The 244-nt window shown below is 60.7% G+C and carries 1 pseudogene; it reads left to right on the forward strand.

The features are described from left to right. Window positions 1-64: 64 nt before the first annotated feature. Window positions 65-244 (forward strand): annotated as a pseudogene (locus tag ACXAJT_RS27690) (transposase); the annotation flags it as partial.

Raw genomic sequence — 244 nt, forward strand, 5'->3', positions numbered from 1 at the left:
CTCGGCTTGCCTGAAGGGCTGGCCGCTGATTCAATTTGGCTGCGGCAGCTTGAGGTGAACGGCGATGATGGGGTCCCGGCAGGAAGCGCAAGGCGCTCTCTTCTACGAGTTCTCGATCGAAACGCACGTTCCGCCGGACCACATGCTCAGATAGGTTGATCAATTCGTCGACCTGGCCAGCATCCGGCAGCACCTGGCGCCATTCTACAGCTCCACCGGACGGCCGTCGGTTGATCCGGAACTA

The sequence above is a fragment of the Salipiger sp. ABF4_146 genome, from assembly GCF_056161345.1.